A 22,897-nucleotide genomic window follows, 5' to 3' on the forward strand; every position below is an offset into this window, starting at 1 on the left:
TTAAATGAAAGTCAGTAGTACCGCTACTGGCTTTTTCTTATTTATCTAGATATAAAAAAAGAGCGAGTAATCTCGCTCTTTTTTGTTTTCGTTAACTTAGAAACTAGTCTTGTTTCTCGTCAGCGACTACTCGAGAGTTGTCAGGTGTCGCGAAGTGTTCAGAAAGCTCTTTGTTCGAAACAATATAGCCAACCCACAACGCACCCAAACAGATCACAACGGCAATACCCGTCGCGCTTAGTGCTTGGCTAGCCATTGCCGCGACCAATGCACTTGATAGGCCACTGATACTGATTTGCAGGCTGTTTTGTAGACCAGCAGCTGTTGCTGGGCTTTGTTTAGCGCTTGATAGAGCACGGTTTACTACGATTGGGTAAAGTGCGCCGTTTGCGACAGCAATCAAACAGAAAGGCGCAAGTAGAGGCCAGATTGACGTCAGTTCCCACTGTGATGCGATAAAGATAAGCATCGCCGCTACACTGAACAAACCGATAAGGTTTCTTAGTACAACGCCATCGCCATATTTCTTCACTGCTTGCTTACCGAAGTAACCACCCGCCATGAACGCGATTGTTTGTGGGATAAAGCTCAAACCGATGTCTTTTGCTTCATAACCTAGTTGAGCCATGATCTCTGGCATACCCGTTAGGTAAGCGAAGAACGCTGCAGATGCTGAAGCAAACATTAAGACATTACCCATGTAAGGCTTTGATTTAAGCAACATCTTGATGTCTGTCTTAATCGATGTCTGTTTTACTTCAGGCGCTTCTTTTGGTTGAGCCATTGTTGTCGCCACTAGCAGTGCACCCATCAAGGTTAATGTGATGAAGATGCTGTGCCAGCCAAAGCTATCCGCCAGTAACACACCTAGCTGAGGTGCTAATGCAGGAGATAGCGCAACCAAAGGCATGATGGTTGCAAAAATTTGTTGGCTACTGCTTTGTGAGTAACGCTTGATAACCATTGCTTGCCAGATTACCGCAGGAGCACATACGCCGATCGCTTGAATGAAGCGCAGTGTCAGTAGATGCCATACCTCGGTGCTGAATGCTAAGCCGAATGAAGCTACAGTAAAGATAACAAGACCAACCGCCAGCGTATTACGGTGACCATACTTGTCACTCGCCAGACCCCAAAGAAGCTGACCCATTGCCATACCGCCAAGGAATACCGTTAAAGACAGGGCAATCTGCTCTGGGCCGGTTGCGAAATCAACTTCCATTGCCTTAAATGCAGGAAGGTACATATCGGTCGCAATAAAGCCAAGCATTGAAAGAACTGCAAGGTAGACCAATTGAAATTTAGAAATATTCATAAGATGCCATTAAGCTAAAGGTAATGATGTTTTTATCATCAAAAAAATTGTTTGATATACAGAAGTGAAAGCCCCTGTTTATTTATGCTGACATTCTATTTTTCAGACCTGATAAAATAAAACGCTAAAATATGTGGTTATCAATCAAAAAATTTGAAGGCTTATGTTCTCTAAATCCTCTTTAGAAATGCTCGATACGGTAGCGCGCTTGGGCAGTTTTACCGCGGCGGCTGAGCAGTTGCACAAAGTGCCCTCGGCGATCAGTTATGGTGTCAGACAGGTCGAACAAGAACTGGATGTGCTGCTTTTCAGGCGTTTACCGAGAAAGGTTGAGCTCACTCCGGCAGGTGAACTGTTCATTGAAGAGGCGCGTGCACTACTGAGGCAAATGGAAGAGGTCAGTGCCCAGACTCGTCGAGCAGCTCGAGGTTGGAAGAAAACCTTGCGTCTGACGCTCGATAATGTGGTGAAGCTCGACAAGATGAAGCCGATGATTGAAGAGTTCTATCAAACCTTTGAGTTTGCCGAACTTCAGATCAACATGGAGGTATTCAACGGCTCATGGGAAGCGATTGCACAGGGCAGGGCGGATATCGTGATTGGCGCCACCTCAGCTGTGCCAGTTGGTGGCGATTTTGAAGTCAAAGACATGGGGCAATTAGATTGGGCATTTGTAATGTCGCCAAGTCACCCGTGTGTGCGCGAACAGAACCTCAATGAAGAGTTCGTGAGCCAATATCCAGCCATCTGCTTGGATGATACCTCCAGTGTGCTCCCTAAGCGACACACAGGCCACTACTCAAGTCAAAGACGCCTGTTGTTACCCAATTGGTATAGCGCAATTGAATGCCTTAAAAATGGAGTAGGGGTGGGTTATATGCCGAGGCACATTGCCGCGCCAATTATCGAACAAGGCTTGCTGGTGGAAAAAATACTGCCTGAACCGAGTCCGCAGAGTCATTGTTGTTTGGTGTGGCGAAAAGACGATAACCATAAGTTGATCGAGTGGATGGTGAAATACCTAGGATCGAGTGAACAACTTCACCAAGATTGGTTGGATCATCGCAAGGCGGTCTAATGATCTGTTTACAAGAAGATCCTTTTCAAGCTTAAGCTGAATCAGCATCAATAAAAAGAGCGAGTAAAAACTCGCTCTTTTGGGTTTGATAGTTTAATTCTTAAGACAAGAAGAACTTGTAGGAAGGGTTATCGGTTTCATCTTTACACTGATAACCAAGCTCTCGTAAATGTGTTGAGAACTGAGCTAAATCATCATCGCCAAGTTCGAAGCCACACAATACGCGACCATAATCGGCACCGTGGTTACGATAGTTGAACAGGCTGATGTTCCAGTGGGTACCTAAGGTATCAAGGAACTTAATCAAGGCTCCTGGGTATTCAGGAAACTCGAAGCTGTATAGGCGCTCTTTCAATGGTTTTGATGGTTTGCCGCCAATCATATAGCGAATGTGTAGTTTTGCCATCTCATCATCAGAAAGGTCGACGACTGGATATCCGCCCTCACGTAGGTCATTGATGATGTGCTCAAGTTCTTCCTGACCACCTTGCAGACGTACACCAACGAAGATATTCGCTAGGCTTTCGTCGTTGTGGCGGTAGTTAAACTCCGTCACCGCTCGGCCGCCAATAATATTGCAGAACTCTAGGAACGCCCCTTGTCGCTCAGGGATAGTCACCGCAAGCAGACCTTCTCGCTTCTCACCTAGCTCACAACGTTCAGAGACATATCGCAGGCCGTGGAAGTTGGTGTTAGCACCAGACAGTACCGTTGCCAATTGCTTGTCTTGCAGTTGGTTTTGTTCTGCAAATTTCTTCAAGCCAGCCAGAGCAAGTGCTCCTGAAGGTTCAGCAATCGCACGAGTGTCTTCAAAGATGTCTTTCACCGCCGAGCAGATCTCATCACTAGAGACTGCAATGTGACCGTCAATGTACTGTTGGCAAAGACGGAAGGTCTCTTCGCCAATGCGTTTAACCGCCACACCATCAGCAAACATGCTGACCTGATCCAGTACCACAGGTTCACCAGCATCGAGAGCTGCTTTTAAGCATGACGAATCTTCTGGTTCTACTGCAATGACTTTAATCTCTGGCATCAGCTGTTTTACTAATACAGCAACACCCGCAGCTAAGCCGCCACCACCAACCGGCACAAAGATATAATCCATGTGACCGTTTTGCTGCAGCATCTCCATGCCCATAGTACCTTGCCCTGCAATCACCAGTGGGTGATCAAAAGGAGGCACAAAGGTAAAGCCATGTTCAGCAGAAAGACGCTCGGCTTCTGCCTTGGCTTCATCAAAGTTGCTGCCGTGTAGAACCACTTTACCGCCAAATCCACGTACCGCATCAACCTTGATGTCTGGTGTGGTTTTTGGCATCACAATCGTAGTCTGAATTCCCAACTTAGAACCAGACAGCGCCATACCTTGAGCATGATTACCCGCCGATGCAGCAATCACACCTGCGGCTTTTTGCTGCTCAGAAAGGCTTGATACCATGTTGTAGGCACCACGTAGCTTGAACGAGTGCACCGGCTGACGGTCTTCTCGTTTAAGCTGAACCTGATTACCAATGCGCGCGCTTAAACGCGGCATATCCTGTAGAGGTGTTACGATTGCAGCTTCGTAAACCGGCGCTCTCAGGATCTGACGCAGATAGTCTGCGCCAGTTTGTTTCTGGGGACTGGAGGTGTCATCACTCATAGTTAGCCCTCAAGTTTAGACTTATCACGTACTGCGCCTTTGTCGGCACTGGTCGCCATGCTTGCGTAAGCTTTCAGTGCGAAAGACACTTCACGCTGACGGTTTTCTGGTTTCCAGCCTAGTGCGTCTTGCTTAACACGACGCGCTTCTAGTTCAGCTTCAGGCACATCAAGTGTGATCGAACGGCTAGGGATGTCGATAGTGATGATATCGCCAGTGTTTACTAGACCAATCACACCGCCACTTGCTGCTTCTGGAGAAGCGTGACCGATAGACAGACCCGATGTACCACCCGAGAAACGACCATCTGTTAATAGAGCACAAGACTTGCCTAGACCCATAGATTTTAGGTAAGTGGTTGGGTAAAGCATTTCTTGCATGCCCGGACCACCTTTAGGACCTTCGTAACGAATAACAACCACTTCGCCCGCTTTCACTTTGCCACCTAAGATGCCATCAACAGCACTATCTTGGCTTTCAAATACGATAGCAGGACCTTGGAATTTCAGGTTCTCTTCATCAACACCTGCTGTCTTAACGATACAACCGTCAACGGCGATGTTGCCTGAAAGTACGGCTAGGCCACCTTCTTGGCTGAATGCATTCTCTTTAGTACGGATACAACCTTCTTTACGGTCGTCATCAAGACGATCCCAACGGCAATCTTGTGAGAAGGCTTTGGTGGTACGAATACCTGCTGGGCCCGCGCGGAAGAACTTAAGTACCGCTTCGTCTTCTGTCTGCATGATGTCGTATTGAGCTAGCTGCTCTTGCATGCTTAGACCAAGCACTGTGCGAGTCTGGTTGTTCAGTAGGCCAGCACGATCTAATTCACCTAGGATAGCCATTACACCACCAGCGCGGTGAACGTCTTCCATGTGGTATTTAGGCGTTGAAGGTGCAACCTTACATAGGTGTGGAACGCGGCGAGACATCTCGTCGATATCGCCCATATCAAAATCAATCTCACCTTCTTGAGCAGAAGCCAATAGGTGAAGAACGGTGTTACTAGAACCGCCCATTGCGATATCCAGTGCCATCGCGTTTTCAAATGCTGCGCGGTTTGCGATGTTACGAGGCAGTGCTGATTCGTCATCTTGCTCGTAGTAACGCTTGGTTAGGTCAACGATGCGCTTACCAGCATTGATGAATAGCTCTTCACGGTCTGCGTGGGTTGCTAGCATAGAACCGTTACCTGGCTGAGATAGACCAAGCGCTTCTGTTAGACAGTTCATTGAGTTCGCTGTGAACATACCTGAACATGAACCACATGTCGGACATGCAGAACGCTCTACTTGCTCACTTTGCTCATCAGAAATGGTTGGATCGGCACCTTGGATCATTGCGTCAACAAGGTCTAGCTTGATGATTTGATCTGAAAGCTTAGTTTTACCCGCTTCCATTGGGCCGCCTGATACAAAGATCACTGGGATGTTAAGGCGCATTGCAGCCATCATCATTCCCGGAGTGATTTTGTCACAGTTAGAGATACATACCATCGCATCCGCACAGTGAGCATTCACCATGTACTCTACTGAGTCTGCGATAAGCTCACGTGATGGCAGTGAGTACAGCATGCCACCGTGACCCATTGCGATACCATCATCAACTGCGATGGTGTTGAATTCTTTAGCGATACCGCCCGCTTTCTCGATTTCACCCGCAACCAATTGACCCATATCTTTAAGGTGAACGTGGCCTGGTACGAATTGAGTGAAAGAGTTTACAACTGCGATGATTGGCTTACCGAAGTCATCATCTTTAACGCCAGTTGCACGCCATAAAGCGCGCGCACCAGCCATGTTGCGTCCGTGGGTAGTCGTTGCTGAACGATAGATTGGCATTGCTTAAATCCTTATAAAATATTTGGCTGTTGCTTACTTAGTTGTTTGCGTTTGGTTTTCTGAAGTTTGGTCTGCTGGGTAAACGTAGTCTAACCAGCCCCACTTATCTTCAGTGGTTCCATTGAATAGACCAAAGTAAGCCGCTTGAACTTTTTCAGTGATAGGACCGCGTTTGCCTTCACCTACTGTAATTTTGTCTACGCTGCGAACCGGAACGATTTCCGCCGCTGTGCCTGTCATGAATACTTCATCGGCAAGGTATAGCGCTTCACGAGCAATGTTCTCTTCACGGATCTCATAACCCATGTCTTTTGCTAGTGTCATGATCGAATCACGAGTGATACCCGGCAGAATTGCGCTGGTCGCTGGTGGCGTTGATAGCACGCCATTGCGTACTACAAAGATATTCTCACCTGCACCTTCAGAAAGGTAACCATCAACACTCAGAGCGATGCCTTCATCGTAACCATGACGGCGAGCTTCACCACCAACCAGTAGTGAAGATAGGTAGTTACCACCGGCTTTTGCTGCGGTTGGGATCGTGTTTGGAGCGGCACGGTTCCAGCTAGAAATCATCGCATCAACGCCGTTTTCTAGCGCTTCTTCGCCTAGGTAAGAACCCCAAGGGAAAGCAGCGATGATCAGCTCCATCTCAGTATTTTCTGGCGGGCAGACACCCAAACCAACGTTACCTACGAAACCTAGAGGGCGGATGTACGCTGACTCTAGCTTATTTTGGCGTAGCGTTTCGCGAGTCGCTTCCATAATTTCTTCCTCAGTGTAAGGAATAGGGAAGCGATAGATTTTTGCTGAGTCTTTTAGGCGCTTAGCGTGCTCAGGGTGACGGAAAATAACCGGACCCTTTGGTGTGTTGTAGCAACGAACACCTTCAAATACGGAAGTACCGTAGTGCATTGCGTGAGTCAGGACGTGAACGTTCGCCTCTGCCCAAGGAACCATCTCACCGTTAAACCAAATATAGTCTGCCGTTTTAGCTGTCATGTTTGTGGTTCCTTATGCGTTTATCTTTTGTTGTAAGTTGTTGTTTGGCAATTCATTACGACTGATAGAGATAACGTCAACGGTACGCACATCCCACAGCTTTTCGATTTGATTGACTAAGAAAGAGATCGGACGGTCACTGTCTACAATGATCTCAACACTCGCCACTTTGCTTTCGTGGTTTTGAGTGCCCGCTACTTGCTTAACAATAAAGCCACGGTGGCGGATAACACGAAGAACACGCTCTAGTAGTACAGGCTTATCATCGGCTTTGATGTCTAATAGGTATCTTTTCATGTTATGTGTTCTCCAACATCTCACTGTTTGAAGCACCTGGCGGTACTAGTGGCCATACGTTCTCTTCTTCATCGATAAGAACATGAAGTAGGTAGGCGGTTTTGCTCTCTAGCATCTCTTTTAGTGCTGGCTCTACTTCTTCTTTACGCGAGATGGTTTTACCCGGGATATCGAACGCTTTCGCTAGCATTACGAAGTCTGGGTTGTCATCTAGGATAGTTTCACTATGGCGGCCATCGAAGAACAACGATTGCCATTGGCGAACCATACCCAAGCGAGAGTTGTTAAGAAGTACCATCTTCACTGGGATTTGGCGGCGTTTCAGCGTGCCAAGCTCTTGCACGTTCATCATGAACGAGCCATCACCAGAGATAAGAATAGATTGGTCATCAGGACGCCCAACCGAAGCACCCATTGCAGCTGGCAAGCCAAAGCCCATGGTGCCTAAACCGGCAGAGGTAATGAAGTTCTGTGGATCGCGAGGCTGAATGTGCTGAGCTGCCCACATTTGGTGTTGGCCCACATCAGTCGATACGATAGAGCTTGCTGGCATCATGTCTGACAGTTGCTTCAACAGCAGTGGAGCAAAAATCAGATCACCAGGGTGGTCGTAACGCCATTTGAATGAGCTACGAAGACCTTCAGAGTGATGAACCCAAGAGGAGATGTCTTGGCTTAGCTCTAGTTGAGGCATGATCTTGTTGATGTCACCGCGAATTGGCGCATTGGCAAGACGCAGTTTGCTGAACTCAGCGGCATCGATATCGATATGGATAACCTTAGCATGCGGCGCAAAGGTATCGAGTTTGCCAGTTACTCGGTCATCAAAACGAGCACCGACAACAATCAACAGGTCACTCTCTTGAACCACAAGGTTAGCGGCTTTAGTGCCGTGCATACCCAGCATGCCAAGGTAGTGTGGGTCGTCACGTTCGATAGTGCCCAAGCCTTTCAGTGTGCTTACTGCTGGCATTGGGTTTAGGCGTAAAAACTCACGAACCGCATCGGTTGCTTTAGCAAGTTGAACACCACCACCTACGTATAAAACAGGACGGGTCGCTTGAGACAAAAAGTACTGTGCCTGTTCAATGGCATCAGTTGTCGCAACAGGAATTGCGGGTGGAGTAAATTCAGGAAGAGCGTTAACAGGTGCTTCTGCTAGTTGAACGTCTTTAGCGATATCGACGATAACCGGGCCAGGGCGGCCAGACTTTGCTACCACAAACGCTTCAGCGAGGGTTGGAGCTAGATCTTCAATATCAGTTACTAGGTAGCTGTGTTTAGTACATGACAGAGACATACCAATCACATCCATTTCTTGGAATGCATCGGTACCAATGTGGGAACTTGCAACCTGACCTGTGATAGCAACCAATGGGATTGAATCCATAAAGGCATCAGCAAGGCCAGTGACTAGGTTGGTTGCACCTGGTCCCGAGGTTGCCATACAAACAGCGACATCTTGTGTTGCTCTAGCCATGCCGATCGCGGCCATAGCGGCGCCTTGCTCATGGCGACATAGGATATGTTCAACCCCGCCGTCATAGAGTGCATCGTAGATTGGCATGATGGCACCACCGGGGTAACCAAATACGGTCTCAATTCCTTGTTGCTTGAGTGCGGATACGACTAGTTCTGCGCCTTTCATCGGAATTCTCCCGTATTACCTTTATTTTGGTAACTGTTTCCTTTGTCTCTGCACATCTTGTGCTCCCATTCTTCCTGTAAATCGGCAAAGCCGAAAATGCTCAAAAATATAAAAATCGAATGTTTAAATTAGAAAAAACCCCCGGACTTGTCAGTGCGGGGGTTTTTTCTAATTCGTGGTTACTTTCTTCCCACTCGCCCCCGCGCAGTCTTAATAATGACTACGATAATCAGGTTAATCAGTGCGTAAATGCGAGCGTTAAAAATCATAATATTCGAGTTTTCTCGTTTATTGTCTTCAGTAAATGTCTACATCTCTAGTGTTATCACACAAATCTGCCGCATGACAAGGGAAATGTCATTCTTTTTTCACATTAAAATACCATTCCACCAAGCTATATAACAACCTTATCGCTTTGGTGAGCAACGAATATCCAGAGCGAATACTTTTAAATCAAAGACAAAGGAAAGTTATGGGACTCGCGATAATTCATAGCCGAGCTAGTGTGGGTGTAGAGGCGCCAGAAGTGACCGTTGAGGTGCATATAAGCAACGGAATGCCTGGCTTCACGCTGGTGGGTCTACCTGAAACAACGGTCAAGGAATCTAAAGATCGAGTGAGAAGCGCGATCATCAATTCTCGCTTTGAGTTTCCATCGAAAAGAATCACGGTTAATCTCGCCCCAGCCGATTTGCCCAAAGAAGGTGGCCGTTTTGACCTGCCCATCGCGCTTGGGATTTTGGTGGCGTCAGATCAGCTTCCGACATCAAAAATAGCTCAACATGAATTTATCGGTGAGTTGGCATTGTCAGGAGAACTTCGATCGGTAAAGGGCGTTTTGCCTGCGACGTTAGCCGCCGACAGTGTAGAGCGATGCTTAGTTGTCCCACATCATAACGGTGATCAGGCTGCGCTGGTGGGCAAGGGAGCGCATAAATCTGCACAAACCTTGTTGGAGGTTTGTGCTGACATGTGTGGACAGGCTCAGCTTGGGCTATATAGAACGGAACATCATCAGGCTGATGTTTCAGTGCTTCGCGACCTACAAGATATTATCGGCCAACAACAAGGAAAGCGAGCTCTAGAGATAGCCGCTGCTGGGAATCATAACTTATTGTTTCTTGGCCCACCCGGAACCGGAAAAACTATGCTCGCTTCTCGACTGCGTGACCTATTACCTGAAATGAGTGATGACGAAGCGATGGAAACCGCGTCGGTGGCCTCGTTAACGCAACAAGAAATCAATCAATACAACTGGAAGCAACGACCTTTTCGCTCTCCTCACCATTCCAGTTCAATGGCGGCATTAGTGGGTGGTGGTTCGGTGCCTCGCCCCGGAGAGATCTCTTTAGCGCATAACGGCTTATTGTTCTTAGATGAGATGCCGGAGTTTGAGCGCAAGGTGCTTGATTCATTACGAGAGCCACTAGAGTCGGGCGAGATCATTATCTCCCGTGCTGCGGGCAAGACTCGTTTTCCTGCGCGTTTTCAATTGGTCGGTGCACTTAACCCAAGCCCTACAGGTTATTACGAAGGTAACCAGGCGCGCGCCAACCCACAGATCATCCTGCGTTACCTCAATCGCTTATCTGGGCCCTTGCTGGATAGGTTCGATATGTCATTGGAGATACCTCTGTTGCCAAAAGGAATGTTGGCCGAAGGCGGTGATCGCGGTGAAACCACTCAAGTAGTTAAGCAAAGGGTTAGGCAGGCGCGAGAGTTAATGCTATCTCGCAACCATAAATCGAATGCACTGTTAGGTAGCCGAGAAATTGAGAAGTATTGCCCATTGCGACGCGAAGATGCAGAGTTTCTTGAGACAGCACTACATCGCTTGGGTTTATCGATTCGTGCTTATCATCGAATTATTAAGGTGGCACGAACCATTGCCGACCTTGACGGTAACGAGCAGATCGAAAAGAAACATCTATCAGAAGCGCTAGGCTATCGCGCGATGGATCGCTTGCTGAAACAACTCACGGCTCAAGCTGTCTAGCAAGCAGAAAAAGCCTGCTTAGATGCAGGCTTTCGTTGGATTGCAGTTCATACTCGCTAAGGTTAGAACTTGTAGTTCAAGCCAACTGAAACGATATATTGAGACTCGTCGTAGAAGGTAATGTTCGAGTCGCTGGTGTCGTAGCCTGCCAGTGAAATAAACGACCAGTTTTCCCAATCCATGAATTGATCATACTCATAGGCGGCGAATAGGTTGATATTGTCGTCGCTGCGTTTCTTGTCGTAGATCGGGTTGCTCGCATCGTAAGAGCGTTGGTTGTAACCCGCTGTTAGTGCGTACTGGTGACGCCCCATGCCACCAAACAAGCTTACCTCACCACCGAATTGGTCGTAAGATTCAGCTTTACCATCAGCATCACGTGTTTGATAGATGACGGATGGAATAAGCATCATGGTACGACTGAGTGGCAGGCGATATTGACCTTTCAAGTAGAGAGTATTGGCATCTCGTTTGAGCTCTTGATCTTGAATATCATCCTTGTCGACATCTTTGGTCGCATAGGCCATGTCTAGCGAGAAAGCTGAGCCCGCAATGTTGCTTAGCTTCAAACGAAACGCATTGCCAGTTTCATCGGTCTTGGTGCGAGCTGATGTGGTGTTGTATGGATCAGCCCAAGTTTCACCAGACATAATGGTTGGCAGCAGTGAAGCGTCGATCACCATGCCTGACTCAAGTTGGTATTTGTAACCGACTTCGAGAACTACAGTACCTGTTGCTACATCATCTCGCGCGGTACCTGTGTATACCTGATGGTTTAGCTTTTCACCAAAGGTATAAGCAACACTACCTAAAGGAGCAACCAGAAAAGAGCTTTCCGAAGAAGCCTTCTGATCTGTGGATGAAAGATTGCTATCAGCATCGGTATTAAAGTTCGAGGTGGAAGAGGTAACCCCGGTATTGAGAGAGATTTCACCACTGAAACCTTGTTGGTCTGCAAGCTTGGCAAAAGCGGGAGAAGCCGCAACGCTCAATGCCAAGAGAGTTATTTTTATTTTCATTCAAGGGCTCCTTGCCCACCGGTTCTTAGGACGGGTTATTAATAGCAGTAAAGCTTTAAACTTCCAGGTTAATTATTTATCAATAATGATTTTTGAACTAGCAAAAAAAAAGGAAGCCGAAGCTTCCTTTCATCAATGGCTTACTTCTTTAATAAGAAGTTCACGAGCTCGAAGTACTCATCAAGAGAGTTGATACCTTGAGCTTCTACTAGGTAGCGGTTGTTAACCACAACAGCGGGTACACCTGAAAGGCCGCTGTCTTTGAATGCTTTGTCGAAGCGACGAACCATAGAATCTACAGCAAAGCCGTTATACGCAGCATCGAATTTCTTCGCATCAACGCCTTCGTCTAGGAAGATTTGACGCAGTTCTTCTTCATCACGTGGTGGCTTGTTCATTGTGTGGATGCGGTTAAACATCACTGGCACCATTTTATCTTCAACTTTCAGTGCAATCATTGTCGCGTAAGCTTTGCTCATTGGCAGACCCATGTTGCCACCCATGAATGAAACATGGTTCTTCTGTAGCTTAGCGTCTTTAGGTAGCTGTTGTTTTAGCTGCTGGATGATTGGCTCAAAGCTATTACAGTGTGGGCAGTAAAAAGAGAAGAACTCTGTCACCATTGGTTTTTTTGATGCTTCTAGGTCGAGAACTTTGTAGTGTTCACCTTCGTTAAATTTCGCAGCGTGAGCGGTAAGGCTCAACATGATCAATGAGAAAAATGCGAATAGCTTTTTCATTTATCCAATCTCCATTATGTTTGAATTTTTATCTAGTTGTATGTTGCGATTGCTGTTACCACTGAGGCATTAACGAAAGTGGTGGCTCTTGCAGGGTAGCAATTTGCTCTTTACAAGCAAGTACTTGTTGCTCCCAATATTTCGGATCATTAAACCACGGGAAGGCCAGAGGAAACGCAGGATCGTGCCATCGTTTCGCCAACCATGCCATGTAATGCACCATACGTAGACCGCGTAGTGGTTCGATTAGTTTCAGTTGTGCGGTATTAAAATCGCAAAACTCTTGGTAACTCTCTAGCAAAATATCCAGTTGCATCAGCTTATCTTGGCGCTCGCCATTGAGCAGCATCCACAGATCTTGTATCGCAGGGCCGTTACGTGCGTCATCAAGATCGACGAACATTGGCCCATCGCGCCACAAAATATTGCCAGGGTGGCAGTCACCGTGCAGGCGGATATTCTCAATGTTGCTCGGCCACTGGCTCTCTAGCTCTTTGATCAGAAGGTCAACGTCATTGAAGAAGGCATTTTCTAGGTGCGTCGGGATAAACTGAGAGTTCTCTAGAATCTTACGTGGCTGATAAAGGTATTCATCTAAGCTGATGGTCGGGCGATGCTGGAATGTTCTTCCCGCGCTGGCTTTATGAATACGACCAAGAAAGCGTCCTACGCCTTCCAATTGATCTAGATTGTCAACTTCATACTGTCTGCCGCCAACACTTTCAAATAGTGCAAATAGGTAGCCTTGGTATTCATGTAAGGTTGCACCGTTGATTCGCATTGGAGGCGCAACCGGCATCTCTTGTTCGATAAGCTCGAGTGCGAAGTCATGCTCTTCTTGGATCTGTGCCTTGTTCCAGCGTTGTGGACGGTAAAACTTAACGACGTAGCGCTTACGGTCTTCATCGGTGAACTGATAGACACGGTTTTCGTAACTGTTGAGAGCGAGAAGCCCGGATTCAGCGCGAACTCCGATGCTCTCCAGTGCGTACCACATGAAGTCAGGAGTCAGGTTATCAAAGTTAAAGGCTTGCATCGTCATAGAATAAAAAAGGCTCATTACTGAGCCTTTTTCCATTTATTGGGTTGTTATACCAAGCACTAAGGTGCGGGTATCAGAGCTTCTTGATAAAGCGGCTTTCGACTTCCATCGTAAACTCTTCATTATCCGAGAGTATAAACTGAATTGTCGAAACTGGTGAGCTCAGTTTTTCTGGGTCGGCGCCTAAACTGATAGGTAGGTTCAAAACCTCGCCTGGATCGACAGTAATCGTCTGTTTACCATACCAGATAGAATCGGGCAGTCCGCTAACACCGAGTTTGTACTCTTGCTCTTGTTGAGTCTTGTTGATCACTTTCAAGGTGTAGGTGTTTTCAACCAACCCTTGGTTATTGACTCTAAACAGTTGGTTTCGGTCACGCAGAACACTTAGGCCGGCAGGATCAACGCTCGCGATTTGGGCGAAGAACAAGCCCAGCATCACGATCAAGATAGCGCCATAGCCCAACAGCTTGGGACGCATTACCTTGGTCGAGTGACCTTCAAGTCTGTGCTCGGTGGTGTAATTGATCAGGCCTTTCTCATAGCCCATACGCTCCATCGTGTTGTCACAGGCATCAATACACGCGCCGCAGTTAATACACTCGTATTGCAGGCCGTCACGGATATCGATACCCGTAGGGCACACTTGTACACACAGATTACAGTCAATACAGTCGCCTAGACCAAGCTCTTTTGGATCGGCTTTACGAGAGCGAGGGCCACGGCTTTCACCACGTTCTGTGTTGTAACCCACGATGAAGGTGTCTTTATCGAACATTGCCGACTGGAAACGCGCGTAAGGACACATGTGCAGACAAACAATTGAACGCATCCAACCCGCATTGGCATAAGTACATCCAGCAAAGAACAGTACCCAAAACACCGGCCAGAAAGACGAGTTAAAGGTAAAGAAGCCAACCACTAACTCTTTGATTGGGATGAAGTAACCAACAAAGGTTAAGCCCGTCGCAATGGCAATCGCCCACCACGCAATGTGTTTGAGGGTTTTTCTGAGGATTAAATTGCTCGTCAGTTTGCCCGAGTCTTGTTTTCTTCGCTTATTGGCAGCGCCTTCTAGCTTCTCTTCGAACCAGATATACATGAAGGTCCAGACGGTTTGCGGGCATAAATAGCCACACCAGACGCGGCCTAAGAAGGTGGTTATGAAAAACAGGCCAAACGCGGCAATCATAAATAGGATCGCGAGTAGGGTCAGATCTTGCGGGTATAAGGTGGTGCCAAAGAAGTTGAACTGTTGGCTGCCGATATCGAGCAAGATCGCTTGACGTTCACCAAAGGGAATCCATGGGATAAGCGCAAAAAGTAAAAGTAAGAACCAACCGCCATAGCGACGCAGTTGTTGGAATTTACCTTTGCTTTCTCGAACATAGATTCGGTTACTTGGGTTAAATCGATCTCCATTACCTTTATGTGTTTTCGGGTTAAAGGTTTTAGGAGTCACATCTTTGATATCGATTTTATCCTGACTCATGGACTATCCTTTTTGTGGCTTGTTTGCCCGGTTAAGTCGGGCATGACGACATTACTTGAAAGTATGGTTTAGAGAACCTGTTGAAATTGAGCTTGGTGCATTTGTTGTTATCGCACTCACTCTTATTATTTTAGAAGATTCTTATGGATGGCGATTATAACGACAATCTTGTTCTCATTTCTTTAACGCTATCAACCTTTAACAACAAAAGTCATAACAGTTGTGACGAAAAAATAGCGAACAGAAACAAAAAAGCGACCTGGTGGTCGCTTTTTAAAATTGAGTGTTTTATCTATACGGCAATTGAGCTCTAAACTAACGGGCGACTAAAGAAGGCCACGTGCTTTTAGAATTGCGGTTTTGAAATCATCTTCTTGGTCTTTTTTCAGGCCCGGGATCATCTCATCTTTTTCGCTGTTGCGCATTTTTAGGTGATAGATAAGAACATCGTCAGTCAGTTCTTCAAGCTTGCCTTGGTAGCCCGCTTCTTTTGATAGCTTAATGATGAACTCTAATAGGTTAAGCTCTTGATCTTTCTGCCACTCAGGCTCCATCAGTTCAAGCAGTTCTTCAATGCGGTGACACTTCATACTTTATTTCTCCACAAATTTTATAATGATTTGTGGCTAAGGTATCAAATCGGGTAGGGAATACCAATGTGTAAACACATTTCAAGATGGGAGCGGGCAAGAAAAAAGCGCAGTAAAAACTGCGCTTTTTGTTAAGCGGCTTTAATCACTTTCGTTGTAGTCGGTGCTAATAAAGCAGTCTTCTCAACTAGAGTCATTGTAAGAGCCAATTTCTTAGCCGTTGGAGCAGCAACAAAGCCACTACGACGACGCATCGCACTACGGTTGGTGTGCGAGAACCTGACAGCTGTTGGGCGCATTAATTTACCTAACGGTCAGGCATATCCATTGCCAATCTAATGGCCTGATTTACCATGAGCTCCACCTCAATTGCTTGAAGCGTCACTCGTCTGGCTTTCGCCAATCCGAAGAATAAATCAGGATAATGATATGCATGCATATCAAGGCTTAGATTATCACTATCTAAGTTATCGATCGACGCCTGAGTGATAAATAGACGATATTAGAGCTAAAATAGTGTGAGCAGTATATTTGAGTTTGAACCTCTTTCAGGCTTAAGATGATGCTTTAAAGGAGGTGCATATGTCGTTCTTAAAGAAAACGTTAGCAAGTTTTGGAATTGGATCTGCCAAGGTGGATTCTGTATTGCAACAGGAAGTGCTTTATCCAGGCAAGAAGGCGAGCATTATTGTGCATGTCTATGGTGGCGCTCAGCCACAAGAGATCGACAATATCGATCTCAACTTGTGCTGTCGTTACGTCAAAGAAATTACTATGAATTCGCAAAGGCAAGAGGGCGGTCAAACACGTCGAATGCACCAGACATACTCGTTGGCCAAATGGAGCCTGCCGTATGCCTTTGTTATTCAGCCGGGTGAAACCCGTGATTTTGAATGTGAGTTTGATGTCCCGCTGAACACACCTGTCACGATTGGTGATTCAAAAGTATGGCTTGAAACGGGATTAGATATTGCGATGGCGATTGATCCATCGGATAAAGACATCTTAACGGTGCGCCCTGACGCACTCCTCGATGGTATTTTTAACGAGCTTGAAGCTCAAGGGCTGCGTATTCGCCAAGTGGAGTGTGAAGCGGTAGAAGGCTTTGAACTGCCATTTGTACAAGAGTTCGAGTTTGTTCCGACGACGGGTCCTTATCATGGCCGTTGGCGTGAGCTTGAGGTTGTAGCTCATCGTGATGAAACTGAGCTTAAGTTGTGGTTTGAGATAGACCGTAATCGCGATGGTGCAAAAGGCATGTTGGCGAGCTTGTTAGGCATTGGCCAACTGCAGCGTCAATTGAGTGTGCCATTGGATACGTCACCACAAGATGCGGGCAAGATGGTACTTGAGTATCTAGACAACGCATCTTAGTTAGCTCTTTGGTTCTGTAGCTTTAGAGACCTTAGCTTCATCACACCGTTTAGGCGTTATTAATGTCATAAAAGATGTCATAAAAATTTAAGCTTACACGTGTAAGCTTAATGTGCAATACTAGGCAAATCGAACATTTACTCTAGTAGGATAATCATGTCTGCATCATCGGCGAGCGAATACAGTGACATCGAAGAACGCGCCAATGCGATAACCCATGGCTTGGGTGTTGTGCTTGGCGTGGTTGGTTTAATCCTGCTGCTGATTCGTGCGTTTGACCATCAAGCCGACATACTGACTATTGCGAGTATGGCGGTATATGGCAGCAGTATTATCCTACTCTTTCTCGCTTCCACGCTTTATCACTCGATCACCACAGAAAAGACCAAGCGATTACTGAAAACTCTCGATCACTGTGCGATCTACTTATTGATCGCTGGCAGTTACACGCCATTTTTATTGGTGAGTTTAAGAACACCATTGGCGATGGGTTTGATGGCAGTGATTTGGGGTATCGCGCTAGTCGGAATCATTATGAAGATTGCCTTCGTCTACCGATTTAAGCGTTTGTCATTGGTGACTTACTTGGCGATGGGTTGGTTATCGCTGATTGTGGTTTATCAACTGGCGATGAATATCGAGATGGGTGGTTTGGTGCTACTAGCACTCGGTGGCGTGATTTACTCGTTGGGTGTGATTTTCTATGTGGCAAAACGCATCCCTTACAATCATGCCATCTGGCATTTGTTTGTGTTGGCGGGCTGCGCTTGCCATTTCTTCGCTATTTATTTGTACGTGACTCCGGTTTAGCGAGCCAGTACCTCAGTAATCTCAGCTTTAATCTGATATTCAGGGTGTTGTTCTAGGTCGAGCTTGATGAGCTTGCCTTCTTCACCCGTCTTTGGTCGTAGGTATGTGTCGGCCATTCGTTTGATTGATTTCCACACAGCAACTTCTTCTTCTGCCAACAACTCACCTTCTGCAGTAAATACGCTGATGTTAAGTGATACCAAAATGACCGCTTGAGTGCCTTGGTTAGTGATGGCTGTCGGAATGATAAGCTCACCATCTTCATAGCGACTTGCACCCAGTACAACATCCACTCCTGACTGAGACAGCTGTAAGCTTGGCTTTTTACTATTAACCACAATCGTAGTGCCACGCGTGTTCGTTGCGACAGGTACGGCTACGACAGGGGCTGCTGCAATAGGCGCTTCGATCTCTGATGTTGTCGCTGCTGTTTCCGTTTGCTTCGGTGCCACGTATTGCCAAGTAAAATCATCTTTGAGTAACACTTGTTTTCCATCAGGCAGTGTGACCATTTGATCAGCAAAGGCAGAACTTACGAATACTGAGTTTGCGAGCAATGCGCTAGCGAGAAGTACGTATGATTTCATCTGTGTTTCCTTGATTTTGTGCTTGGTTAACGTCGCCAAAAGGCTGGGAAGAATAGAACGATCAGCGTCAGTATCTCAAGCCTTCCCATCAACATACCAAGGCTTAATAACCACTTAGCAGCGTCTGGTAGGGGAGCAAAGTTACCCGTTGGGCCGATCACGCTACCCATACCCGGGCCAACGTTAGCTACCGCAGTAATAGCGCCCGAGATACTGGTGATTGGGTCTAAACCCATCGCGCTCAAGCCACCTGCAATTAAGATAATCGTAATAAAGAACATCAAACCAAATGCGACTAGTGAACGCACAATATCGTCATTCACCGGTCGCTGATTGTAGCGTTGAACAAACACGCCCGACGGGTGAATCAGTTTCATCATCTGCTTATGAAGCATGGTCATCGCGATCTGGAAGCGGAAGATCTTGATACCACCAGAGGTTGAACCTGAGCACGCACCCGCCATCATTAAAAAGGCAAACAGCGTGGTAGGCAAAGCGCCCCACGCGGTGAAATCTTCTAAGCCAAAACCGGTTGTGGTTACGACTGACACAATGTTGAACATCGAAACACGCATCGCATCCATGACTGTGTAGCCATCTCTAACCACCAACCATGTCGATATCACGGCACTGGTAACCAAGAATAGATAGGTGAAACCTCTCACTTGCGCGTCTTTGTAGAGGATTGAGAGTTTTCTACCACGCAGTGCGCTAACAAACAGTAGGAACGGCAGACCACCAAGGAACATGAACAGGGTTCCTACCCAGTGAGCACTGTTAGAGAAGTGGTTCATTGAGCCATCTGATGTTGAGTAACCACCCGTAGACAGTGTTGTGAAGGCATGATTGATTGCGTCAAAGATACCCATGCCTGCAAACAGGTAGCTAATGATGCACAACCCAGTCAGAACCAGATAAACCGCCACGATGTTCTTGGCGACCGTTTTCGCTCGTGGGCTGCTTTTATCTGACCAATCGGATGATTCGGTTTGGAACAGGCGCATACCACCGACGTTGAGCATTGGCAGAACCGCTACCGCCATAACGATGAAGCCGATGCCACCTAACCATTGCAGTATAGAACGCCACAACAGAATACTTGGAGCCATGCTGTCTAAGCCGCTTAATACGGTTGAGCCTGTCGTGGTGATACCAGACATGGTTTCAAAATAGGCGTCAATGAAGCTGATGTGGTTGATGAAGACAAACGGCAGTGCAGCAAAGGCACTGGCTATCGTCCATACCAGAGAGGTGATCAGGAACATGTCCCGTACCCCAAGTCGGAACTTAGCTGAACGGCCTAAGCTCAAGCAGATGAACGCCACAATGTGCGTGATCACTACCGACTGACCAAACTCGAGGAAGCCACCGGTGCCTGTGAAAAAGGCAACCAATGTAGGGATGTACATGAAAAGGGCGAGTTTTGATAACACTAACCCTATCACTAATAATATCGGACGAAAGTTGACCATAGCTTAATAGACCATAGCTTTAATTGATTACAGCTTTGTGCCGGAGCGCCGTTCTCACAAAAGAAAGTTGCGAGAAGAAGCTCACGAGAACAAGGCTATAAGAAGAACGGGCTCGGTTGGAATAGAGACTCAACATCCGGTACGTATTTCTTGTCCACTAGGAACATCACTACGTGGTCATCCTGTTCGATTACGGTTCTATCGTGCGCGATAAGTACTTCTTCTCCGCGAACAATCGCACCAATAGTGGTGCCCGGTGGTAACTTGATGTCGCCAATCGCTCGGCCAACCACTTTAGAGGTGGTTTCGTCACCGTGAGCAATCGCTTCGATCGCCTCTGCAGCGCCGCGACGTAGAGAGGATACGTTTACGATATCAGCACGACGAACGTGAGTAAGCAGCGCAGAAATGGTCGCTTGCTGTGGCGAGATAGCAATATCAATCACACCACCCTGAACAAGGTCTACGTAAGCACCACGCTGAATCAGTACCATTACCTTCTTGGCACCCATTCGCTTCGCCAGCATGGCTGACATGATGTTGGTTTCATCTTCATTGGTTAGGGCGATGAACACGTCCACTTGATCGATGTTCTCCTCGGTCAGCAGCTCTTGATCGGCGGCATCACCACAGAATACGATGGTGTTTTCTAATTCTTCAGACAGCTTCTCGGCGCGAGTGTAGCTGCGCTCGATAAGCTTGATACTGTAGCTCTGCTCAAGGCGTTTTGCCAAGCTTGCACCAATGTTACCACCACCGACAATCATGATGCGGCGGTACGGTTTCTCTAGGCGCTGTAGCTCACTCATTACTGAGCGGATGTGGTTACTCGCTGCGACGAAGAACACTTCATCATCGGCTTCAATGATGGTGGTGCCTTGTGGACGAATAGGGCGACCTTGACGGAAAATAGCGGCAACACGGGTATCAATGTGCGGCATGTGCTCACGCAAAGCAGACAATGCGTTACCAACCAGTGGACCACCGTAGTAGGCTTTTACTGCTACTAGGCTAACCTTCTGTTCAGCAAAGCTCACAACCTGCAGTGCGCCTGGGTATTGAATCAGGCGCTCGATGTAGCTGGTCACTAGCTCTTCGGGTGCGATCAGGTGATCGACTGGGATGGCACCTGATTTGAATAGCGCTTCTTTCTCTTCTAGGTATTGAGGAGAACGAATACGAGCAATTCGGTTCGGCGTATTGAAAAGAGAGAAAGCAACCTGACACGCAGCCATGTTGGTTTCATCCATGTTAGTTACAGCAACCAACATGTCGGCATCTTGCGCACCCGCTTCACGTAGTGTGTTTGGGTGGCTGGCATAACCGTTTACAACCCTAAGGTCGTACTTATCCTGAAGTTCACGAAGTCGGTCAGCATTACGGTCGACAATGGTGATGTCGTTGTTTTCACCAACCAGGTTTTCAGCAAGGGTACCGCCAACTTGTCCAGCACCTAGGATAATGATCTTCATAGCCTTTCTCTTTTCTTTACCGTGGTAATTCTAGTTATCTAACTTTATTTTGATAATGCACTAGAAAGAAACAGCGGCTAAGAAATAAATTCTTAGCCGCTGTTAGTTGTTATGCCTGTTTTACTAGAACTGCGTAGTAGAAGCCATCCATATCTTCTTCTCCAGGTAGTATTTGACGACCCGGATTTTCGATATCAGACCCAACCAGCGTTGCGTTCTCAGTACGTGCTAGGAATGCCTTCACTTGCAGCACGTTTTCTTGCGGCGTGATAGAACATGTCGCATAAACCATGGTGCCGCCTTCTTTCAGCTGACGCCACATTGCATCCATAATTTCGCTTTGCAGTTCAGCCAGCGCATCAATATCAGACGCACGACGTAGCCACTTGATGTCAGGGTGACGGCGAATGACGCCAGTCGCTGAACAAGGTGCATCAAGTAGGATACGGTCGAACTTATCACCCATCCACCACTCTTCTGGGTAGCGAGCATCACCACAAATTACGTCGGCACGCAGTTGTAGACGCTCAAGGTTATCGTAAACGCGGTCTAGACGTTTAATGTCGCAGTCAATCGCAACCACTTCAGTGTCTTGAGTGTGCTCAAGAATGTGTGCCGTTTTACCACCTGGCGCAGCACAACAATCTAAGATCAGCTCACCATCTTTTGGTGTTAGGTAGTCAACCGAAAGCTGAGCGGCAGCGTCTTGCACTGATACCCAACCTCTGTCGAAGCCAGGAAGCAAAGTAACATCACAAGGTGCAGCTAATTTTATGGCATCGGCTGCTTCTGGGTGCAATGTGTATTCAATGTTTTCGTTTTTAAGTAGTTCAACATACTCGTCACGAGTGTGGTGTTGGCGGTTAACGCGCAGCCACATTGGTGCCTTACTGTTGTTTGCTTCAACCAGTTGCTCCCATTGATCTGGGTAGCTCTCTTGAAGCATTTTTAGAATCCAGCTTGGGTGGCCGTATTTGCCTGCATTGTGACTAACGGCTTTCTCGTCCAGTTCTTCTTGGTCACGTAGGTAGCTACGTAGCACAGCGTTGATCAAACCACTCAGGCTTGGACCACGCAGTGTTTTAGTGCCCTCAACCGTTTCAGCAACCGCGGCATGCGAAGGGATACGCATGAAGCTTAGTTGGTAAATGCCCACCAAGATTAGGTGGTGGAATACACGCTTTTTACCTTTAAGCGGGTTTTCCATCAGTTCGTTAGCGATTGACTCTAAACGAGGCAGGTAACGAAGTGCGCCGTAGCAAATCTCTTGCAGTAGAGCATGGTCTCGTGGACGGATCGTTTTTTGAGCCGCAGGGAGAGCGTGTGACAGAGAGTGGCCTTTATCGACAACTTGGAATAGGACATTTGCAGCAGCAGCGCGAACATTCATGAGGGGTACCGAATATTTATTTGAATACATGAGGGCATCTCTGCCCTCGTAAAGGTTTTCTAAGCTGCGTAATTAGCAGCTTTA

20 protein-coding genes are annotated in these 22,897 nt (G+C 47.1%); 4 read left to right on the top strand and 16 right to left on the bottom strand.

Translation table 11 applies throughout. The features are described 5' to 3' along the window. Positions 1 to 103 precede the first annotated feature (103 nt). A complete protein-coding gene (gene punC, locus AB4329_RS01000) occupies positions 104 to 1,315 on the bottom strand; it encodes a purine nucleoside transporter PunC (protein WP_372137576.1) in 1,212 nt (403 codons plus the stop codon). A 163-nt stretch (positions 1,316 to 1,478) separates the two neighbouring features. Between punC and punR the strand changes: the two genes are divergently transcribed. Further along, complete coding sequence (gene punR, locus AB4329_RS01005; RefSeq protein ID WP_136974240.1) at positions 1,479 to 2,393, top strand: DNA-binding transcriptional activator PunR; 915 nt, start codon at positions 1,479 to 1,481, stop codon at positions 2,391 to 2,393. 100 nt (positions 2,394 to 2,493) lie between these two features. Here the strand turns inward: punR and ilvA are convergent, their stop codons facing one another. Genes ilvA through ilvG form a run of 5 tightly spaced genes read right to left on the bottom strand, consistent with a single transcriptional unit; the run spans position 2,494 to position 8,829 of the window. Beyond that, on the bottom strand, positions 2,494 to 4,038 hold the full coding sequence (gene ilvA / locus AB4329_RS01010) for a threonine ammonia-lyase, biosynthetic (RefSeq protein ID WP_136977453.1): 1,545 nt from the start codon (positions 4,036 to 4,038) through the stop codon (positions 2,494 to 2,496). A 2-nt stretch (positions 4,039 to 4,040) separates the two neighbouring features. Then, entirely contained in the window at positions 4,041 to 5,882 is a 1,842-nt protein-coding gene (ilvD, locus tag AB4329_RS01015; RefSeq protein WP_017066753.1) for a dihydroxy-acid dehydratase, read from the bottom strand. Positions 5,883 to 5,915: 33 nt separating this feature from the next. Then, on the bottom strand, positions 5,916 to 6,884 hold the full coding sequence (locus AB4329_RS01020) for a branched-chain amino acid transaminase (RefSeq protein ID WP_017063017.1): 969 nt from the start codon (positions 6,882 to 6,884) through the stop codon (positions 5,916 to 5,918). Positions 6,885 to 6,896: 12 nt separating this feature from the next. Beyond that, a complete protein-coding gene (ilvM, locus tag AB4329_RS01025) occupies positions 6,897 to 7,181 on the bottom strand; it encodes an acetolactate synthase 2 small subunit (RefSeq protein WP_017055442.1) in 285 nt (94 codons plus the stop codon). A 1-nt stretch (position 7,182) separates the two neighbouring features. Further along, positions 7,183 to 8,829 (bottom strand): acetolactate synthase 2 catalytic subunit, encoded by a 1,647-nt coding sequence (ilvG, locus tag AB4329_RS01030; RefSeq protein ID WP_372137577.1) that lies wholly within the window; start codon positions 8,827 to 8,829, stop codon positions 7,183 to 7,185. A gap of 472 nt (positions 8,830 to 9,301) precedes the next feature. Between ilvG and AB4329_RS01035 the strand changes: the two genes are divergently transcribed. Then, on the top strand, positions 9,302 to 10,825 hold the full coding sequence (locus AB4329_RS01035) for a YifB family Mg chelatase-like AAA ATPase (RefSeq protein WP_017058783.1): 1,524 nt from the start codon (positions 9,302 to 9,304) through the stop codon (positions 10,823 to 10,825). A 62-nt stretch (positions 10,826 to 10,887) separates the two neighbouring features. On the opposite strand, the gene AB4329_RS01040 is transcribed toward AB4329_RS01035, so the two are convergent. From AB4329_RS01040 to AB4329_RS01065, 6 genes are all read right to left on the bottom strand, one after another. Continuing rightward, complete coding sequence (locus AB4329_RS01040) at positions 10,888 to 11,844, bottom strand: DUF2860 domain-containing protein (RefSeq protein ID WP_372137578.1); 957 nt, start codon at positions 11,842 to 11,844, stop codon at positions 10,888 to 10,890. 140 nt (positions 11,845 to 11,984) lie between these two features. After that, a complete protein-coding gene (locus AB4329_RS01045) occupies positions 11,985 to 12,584 on the bottom strand; it encodes a thiol:disulfide interchange protein DsbA/DsbL (protein ID WP_017063015.1) in 600 nt (199 codons plus the stop codon). Positions 12,585 to 12,639: 55 nt separating this feature from the next. Further along, a complete protein-coding gene (locus AB4329_RS01050) occupies positions 12,640 to 13,626 on the bottom strand; it encodes a serine/threonine protein kinase (protein WP_017058781.1) in 987 nt (328 codons plus the stop codon). 73 nt (positions 13,627 to 13,699) lie between these two features. Continuing rightward, a complete protein-coding gene (ccoG, locus tag AB4329_RS01055; protein ID WP_017058780.1) occupies positions 13,700 to 15,118 on the bottom strand; it encodes a cytochrome c oxidase accessory protein CcoG in 1,419 nt (472 codons plus the stop codon). 326 nt (positions 15,119 to 15,444) lie between these two features. Then, a complete protein-coding gene (locus AB4329_RS01060; protein ID WP_009848104.1) occupies positions 15,445 to 15,708 on the bottom strand; it encodes a YihD family protein in 264 nt (87 codons plus the stop codon). Between the two features lie 131 nt (positions 15,709 to 15,839). Next, positions 15,840 to 16,007 (bottom strand): hypothetical protein, encoded by a 168-nt coding sequence (locus AB4329_RS01065; RefSeq protein WP_372112120.1) that lies wholly within the window; start codon positions 16,005 to 16,007, stop codon positions 15,840 to 15,842. A gap of 283 nt (positions 16,008 to 16,290) precedes the next feature. On the opposite strand from AB4329_RS01065, the gene AB4329_RS01070 reads away from it, so the two are divergent. Beyond that, on the top strand, positions 16,291 to 17,082 hold the full coding sequence (locus tag AB4329_RS01070; RefSeq protein WP_017058778.1) for a sporulation protein: 792 nt from the start codon (positions 16,291 to 16,293) through the stop codon (positions 17,080 to 17,082). Between the two features lie 156 nt (positions 17,083 to 17,238). Further along, a complete protein-coding gene (locus AB4329_RS01075; RefSeq protein WP_017063010.1) occupies positions 17,239 to 17,892 on the top strand; it encodes a hemolysin III family protein in 654 nt (217 codons plus the stop codon). On the opposite strand, the gene AB4329_RS01080 is transcribed toward AB4329_RS01075, so the two are convergent. From AB4329_RS01080 to rsmB, 4 genes are all read right to left on the bottom strand, one after another. Then, a complete protein-coding gene (locus AB4329_RS01080) occupies positions 17,889 to 18,479 on the bottom strand; it encodes a DUF3157 family protein (protein WP_065584150.1) in 591 nt (196 codons plus the stop codon). The genes AB4329_RS01075 and AB4329_RS01080 overlap by 4 nt on opposite strands. A 26-nt stretch (positions 18,480 to 18,505) precedes the next feature. After that, positions 18,506 to 19,951, bottom strand: a complete 1,446-nt coding sequence (locus AB4329_RS01085) for a TrkH family potassium uptake protein (RefSeq protein ID WP_029235642.1) — start codon at positions 19,949 to 19,951, stop codon at positions 18,506 to 18,508. 95 nt (positions 19,952 to 20,046) lie between these two features. Then, a complete protein-coding gene (gene trkA, locus AB4329_RS01090; protein WP_004735766.1) occupies positions 20,047 to 21,423 on the bottom strand; it encodes a Trk system potassium transporter TrkA in 1,377 nt (458 codons plus the stop codon). A gap of 109 nt (positions 21,424 to 21,532) precedes the next feature. Continuing rightward, entirely contained in the window at positions 21,533 to 22,813 is a 1,281-nt protein-coding gene (gene rsmB / locus AB4329_RS01095) for a 16S rRNA (cytosine(967)-C(5))-methyltransferase RsmB (RefSeq protein WP_017058774.1), read from the bottom strand. Positions 22,814 to 22,897 lie beyond the last annotated feature (84 nt).

It is taken from the genome of Vibrio sp. 10N.261.54.A5, assembly GCF_041471145.1.
Taxonomy (GTDB): Bacteria; Pseudomonadota; Gammaproteobacteria; order Enterobacterales; family Vibrionaceae; genus Vibrio; species Vibrio crassostreae_C.

What these genes read in the sequence shown, in the direction of transcription:
- punR (WP_136974240.1), top strand. Translation starts at nt 1,479, where the DNA reads ATGTTCTCTAAATCCTCTTTAGAAATGCTCGATACGGTAGCGCGCTTG.
- ilvA (WP_136977453.1), bottom strand. Translation starts at nt 4,038, where the DNA reads ATGAGTGATGACACCTCCAGTCCCCAGAAACAAACTGGCGCAGACTAT.
- AB4329_RS01080 (WP_065584150.1), bottom strand. Translation starts at nt 18,479, where the DNA reads ATGAAATCATACGTACTTCTCGCTAGCGCATTGCTCGCAAACTCAGTA.
- AB4329_RS01045 (WP_017063015.1), bottom strand. Translation starts at nt 12,584, where the DNA reads ATGAAAAAGCTATTCGCATTTTTCTCATTGATCATGTTGAGCCTTACC.
- ilvM (WP_017055442.1), bottom strand. Translation starts at nt 7,181, where the DNA reads ATGAAAAGATACCTATTAGACATCAAAGCCGATGATAAGCCTGTACTA.
- AB4329_RS01070 (WP_017058778.1), top strand. Translation starts at nt 16,291, where the DNA reads ATGTCGTTCTTAAAGAAAACGTTAGCAAGTTTTGGAATTGGATCTGCC.
- punC (WP_372137576.1), bottom strand. Translation starts at nt 1,315, where the DNA reads ATGAATATTTCTAAATTTCAATTGGTCTACCTTGCAGTTCTTTCAATG.
- AB4329_RS01040 (WP_372137578.1), bottom strand. Translation starts at nt 11,844, where the DNA reads ATGAAAATAAAAATAACTCTCTTGGCATTGAGCGTTGCGGCTTCTCCC.
- AB4329_RS01050 (WP_017058781.1), bottom strand. Translation starts at nt 13,626, where the DNA reads ATGACGATGCAAGCCTTTAACTTTGATAACCTGACTCCTGACTTCATG.
- AB4329_RS01085 (WP_029235642.1), bottom strand. Translation starts at nt 19,951, where the DNA reads ATGGTCAACTTTCGTCCGATATTATTAGTGATAGGGTTAGTGTTATCA.
- trkA (WP_004735766.1), bottom strand. Translation starts at nt 21,423, where the DNA reads ATGAAGATCATTATCCTAGGTGCTGGACAAGTTGGCGGTACCCTTGCT.
- AB4329_RS01060 (WP_009848104.1), bottom strand. Translation starts at nt 15,708, where the DNA reads ATGAAGTGTCACCGCATTGAAGAACTGCTTGAACTGATGGAGCCTGAG.
- ilvG (WP_372137577.1), bottom strand. Translation starts at nt 8,829, where the DNA reads ATGAAAGGCGCAGAACTAGTCGTATCCGCACTCAAGCAACAAGGAATT.
- AB4329_RS01020 (WP_017063017.1), bottom strand. Translation starts at nt 6,884, where the DNA reads ATGACAGCTAAAACGGCAGACTATATTTGGTTTAACGGTGAGATGGTT.
- rsmB (WP_017058774.1), bottom strand. Translation starts at nt 22,813, where the DNA reads ATGAATGTTCGCGCTGCTGCTGCAAATGTCCTATTCCAAGTTGTCGAT.
- AB4329_RS01065 (WP_372112120.1), bottom strand. Translation starts at nt 16,007, where the DNA reads ATGCGCCCAACAGCTGTCAGGTTCTCGCACACCAACCGTAGTGCGATG.
- AB4329_RS01075 (WP_017063010.1), top strand. Translation starts at nt 17,239, where the DNA reads ATGTCTGCATCATCGGCGAGCGAATACAGTGACATCGAAGAACGCGCC.
- ccoG (WP_017058780.1), bottom strand. Translation starts at nt 15,118, where the DNA reads ATGAGTCAGGATAAAATCGATATCAAAGATGTGACTCCTAAAACCTTT.
- ilvD (WP_017066753.1), bottom strand. Translation starts at nt 5,882, where the DNA reads ATGCCAATCTATCGTTCAGCAACGACTACCCACGGACGCAACATGGCT.
- AB4329_RS01035 (WP_017058783.1), top strand. Translation starts at nt 9,302, where the DNA reads ATGGGACTCGCGATAATTCATAGCCGAGCTAGTGTGGGTGTAGAGGCG.